This window comes from Robinsoniella sp. (assembly GCF_034124845.1).
On record NZ_JAWYAJ010000326.1, the window covers coordinates 1 to 4,155 of the forward strand.

Annotated in this window: 5 protein-coding genes; all 5 read right to left on the minus strand. The window is 38.3% G+C overall.

All coding sequences use genetic code 11. From position 1 onward, the window contains the following. Window positions 1-290 (minus strand): hypothetical protein (locus ACH2DQ_RS16410; protein WP_395027458.1); only part of this gene is annotated, 290 nt, incomplete at its 3' end. A 175-nt stretch (window positions 291-465) separates the two neighbouring features. Next, window positions 466-1,665 carry a hypothetical protein gene (locus ACH2DQ_RS16415; RefSeq protein ID WP_394915873.1) on the minus strand — a complete coding sequence of 400 codons (1,200 nt, stop codon included), beginning with the start codon at window positions 1,663-1,665 and terminating at the stop codon, window positions 466-468. A gap of 100 nt (window positions 1,666-1,765) precedes the next feature. Beyond that, the gene (locus ACH2DQ_RS16420; protein ID WP_394915874.1) at window positions 1,766-2,632 is read right to left on the minus strand and encodes a helix-turn-helix domain-containing protein; all 867 of its coding nucleotides are present in this window, start codon (window positions 2,630-2,632) and stop codon (window positions 1,766-1,768) included. Between the two features lie 166 nt (window positions 2,633-2,798). Next, window positions 2,799-3,674 carry a MerR family transcriptional regulator gene (locus ACH2DQ_RS16425; RefSeq protein WP_394915875.1) on the minus strand — a complete coding sequence of 292 codons (876 nt, stop codon included), beginning with the start codon at window positions 3,672-3,674 and terminating at the stop codon, window positions 2,799-2,801. Between the two features lie 214 nt (window positions 3,675-3,888). After that, window positions 3,889-4,155 (minus strand): response regulator (locus ACH2DQ_RS16430; RefSeq protein WP_395027461.1); only part of this gene is annotated, 267 nt, incomplete at its 5' end.

Here is a 4,155-nt window from a genome sequence, read left to right on the forward strand (position 1 = left end):
TTGGGAAGAATCGGCAGGGAAACCATATAATCCATCTGGTTCGATGTAATCACCTCACGGATAGATTGTAAGCCCCCTTTTTCCCAGATCCGGTACTGTCCGGCATCAATCAGTGTATTAAGGGCATCGGGATCGTCTGCAATAAGCGGCGCCTGATAACCGTTCTCCCCCAGTTCTTTGAATGGGTCTTTATATTTTGGTAAATGCTGCGGTGATTTGAAACTTATATTCTTATTCTCATGAAAAATATCACCTAAATGTGTGTGGAAATCTATAATTCGTGTTCTCATTTATACTTCGTACAAGTATTGCTGTACTTGGATACCGGCTCATGATGACAGACGGTATCAGCCTTTCATAATATTTGCATAAATATGCTCCTGTATATTTTGTACTGCAAGGTTCCAATTTATGCATACACGACCTTTCCACCTATCATTTAGACAATCAATCAGTTCGTTATTTTTATAGCTGTTCCATCTTTTCCGATTGCGGATCCAATCTGCCAAATCTTTTTAAGAAGTTTGTTTTTTCAATTGCTTTATAGGCTTTCGCCCAATTCTCACTGATAACAAATTCCTTAGGATATTTTTCATAGTTTTCAAACCAGCACCAGGAAATCGGCCATACATCATGTTCCGGCAGGGTATCCGCAAGGAAATCCAATTCTGTTTCCACAAGATCCTCGTTGCCTGGGTAAAAGATACTGTCCTTTGATTTTATATAATCAGATGGCCGGTAACCATAGGATGGCCACTGTGCCGGATCTCTCTGAATCGACTTGTTTACGATTTCTATCAGCTCTTTTTCTAACCGGTCATAATCATATCCTTCTAAATTTACACGTTTCATAGCATTAATTAATGAAATATATCCGCTTGGTCCCATATCCCCCAGATGATCGTCCTTTAATCTATCCATCATGGTTTTGATCAAATCTAAAACAGATGGATAAAGTATGGACTCCGGATAGTGCTCAAGAATAAAGGCACAAAAGCGCAGGTGAATCCCCCTGCTTTCTATACTATTATATGCTTCATCATAATTATAAAAGCTGGCATGTGGATAATCCCCATTTGTAGGAACCGTAAAGATCCATCCTTCCGGAAAATTACTGTGACAATCCAGATACTTTTTAATTCCGGCATATATGGGATGCTGCATATCGTAAAACTCGATTTCATCCATTACTTCCAAAACATAATATAGTCCATATGGAATAGAATTGTAATTCCAGTTATCCGGGTCAATCCCATTTCCGAAACCGCCATCTGCATTCTGATAATGCATCAAAGCATTTACCACATCCTCTTTGCTTCCATTTGCAAAATAATAATTCCATTTCGCCAGTTCCAGTTCCCTGGCATTTCTATGTATCCAGACTTCAATGTGTCTCTGATCTACATGCTTCCTATTATTAGCCTTATCATTAGCTTCCAGATCATCAGCTTCCATATCATTAACCTTCATATCATTAGCTTCCATATCATTAGCTTCCATTTCATTAGCTTCCATATCATTAGTCCCTACATCATTAGGCTTCATATTATTAGCCTTCATATCATTAGCTTCCATTTCATTAGTCCCTACATCATTAGGTTTCATATTATTAGCCTTCATATCATTAGCCTTCATATCATGAACCTCCATATCATGAACCTTCATATCACTAGCCTCCATATTTTTAGTCTCCATACAATTAGTCTTCATATTTCGTAATTACATAACAATAAGATTAAACCGCTTTCCACTATTCATTATACTTTCATGCCCGACTGGGATCTTGTAAAAAAGCGACATTTTTAAATGCCAACTCCTTTGCCTCCTGAATGGACATCGAGTGGAAACGTTTAAAATCATGGAGTAAATGAGCCTGATCCGTATACTGATATTTTATCACAGCATCTAGTACATCAAACCTTGTACTTCCCACAATATCATTCCACAAATATTGATAGCGGATTACGGAAGAGAGTTGTTTTGGAGAAATACCGATGTTCTCTTTAAACAGCCTTTCTAACTGCCTGGTACTGATATGCACTTCCCTGGCAAGCTGTAAGGTCCTTATATTTCCTTTATTTCGAAAAATCTCATACAGTGCATCCGAAACAACATGGTTCATGCGCTCCGGATGAAAATTTTCCATGAGATACTTTTCGGCAATTGCTTTTCGTTCCATGAGACTGTCCATGGTAAACAGCCTATCTTCCAGTAATTTCTTTAACTTTGGAAAATAGTATCCCACATCACAATACAGGTCTTTGGCATCCCTCATGGATTCCCCGGAGAACAAAATCACTGCCCAGGCGTAAAAACGGATTGCAAAGGAAGAAATCTGCCTTTCTTCCCCAGGCATTGAATGAATCTGAAAAGAACTGATATTAATCCCTGCGAAATCATTGCTGATCCTGTTGTTGGTATAATCAATATCAAACATAATATCCATACAGGTATCCGGCGTCACAACGCTGCTCACAGACTCCCGGCATTGGGATCGGATAACGGGACCGGATGTCCCCCAAAAGCACCTGATATAGGGTTTAAGCGCTTCACAGGGCTCTATTTCCATATACGTCTCGTCCTTCTTAAAAGGAGTTGCGGTCAACGGTCTATATATTTTATGAAATTCCATATTGATCTCAAATCCTCCTCTATTGTAAAAATAAATCTGAAATTAACCTTATTATAACAGATTACGGAAGCCATTGTATAGATTGTTCTCTGTGTAAGTTGTTACCATATGCGGGACTGAATTGAATAAAGGGGATATGCCCGAAAGCACAGCCCCTCTGTTGAGATTATAATTCCTGTTTATGAATATAATAATGCAGTGCCTTTGCCATAAATTCAGAAGCACCCTCACCGTACTTCTCATCCATGACTTTTCTGCCTGTTTCACCGGTATAGATATCAATCACCATGTCCCAGTATCCTTCGCCCATATCTACATCGATACCCGTCTCTTCTGAGAGATCCATCAACTCATGAATGATATCCTGGATTTCATCTGAAGTGGGATCCTTTGACAAATCTAAGGTCAGTTTCACATGCAGATCTTCATTTTTTTTCAGTATATCATCTTTCTGCCCGCCGATATCTTCTATCTGCTCCATTAATTCTTGAAAATGCTCCAGATTGTATTTCATGGCCTCCGTGTATTTTTCAACACTGCCAAATTGTTTAATCGCGATCGGGGCTAAGGTTTCCTGGTCATCTTTCACTTTTTGGATAAATTCATTAAACTTATCCACACTTCCCCAGTATTTAATAGCCTCTTCCGTCTTTTCTTTTTTGAACTGCTCTAATGCTCCAATATATTCACTCAAATCGAATTCTTTAAAACTCATACACTGTTCCCCTTTCTCCAGTTTCTCCAAAAGTTCTATCAGTTTGTCCAGCCTGCTGCGTTTCAAACAGAGTAATTTCTTTTGTTTCTTATAAGCTTCGATTTTATCAAACCCCGGTTCTTCCACAAATTCTTTGATTTCTCTTAATTTGAAATCCATTTCTTTGAAAAATAAAATTTGCTGCAACCGCTCTAATGCTTCGTCATCATATAACCGGTAACCGGATAATGTTACTTCACTGGGCTTTAGTAGTCCAATTTCGTCATAATACTGCAACGTGCGTATACTGACACCTGTTAATTTTGCAATCTGGCTTATCGTTCTCATCGTAATCAACTCCTGGAAATAATTAAGAAATAGTATACAAAAATCTGCCGGCGAATATCTTTGTTCTATTCTTTGATTTTATCATACACTATCACGTACCGTGAAAGTCAAGATTAATTTAAAATTTCCATAAAAAATCCCCGTAATCCCAACCCGGGAATTACGAAGATTTTATTGTAGCGCCTGTTATACAAAATGCAAGGGGATTGTTTGATCAGTTGCCGGGACTATGCATCTGACTAAATGACACGATGATCTCTGCCGCATATTGAAGTACCTCAGCGGAGTCTGTGCTGTCCACTGCTCCATCCATAATATCTCCACTCCGATAAGGAAGCATAATATCCATCAGAAGCAAGTCTATTTTATTCTCAAGTAAGTAATCCAACACATGAAGTCCATTATATTGACAAAACACATCATAACCATTTTTATTCAAAAAATCTGTCAACAGCTTATTTATTTCCACATCATCTTCAAC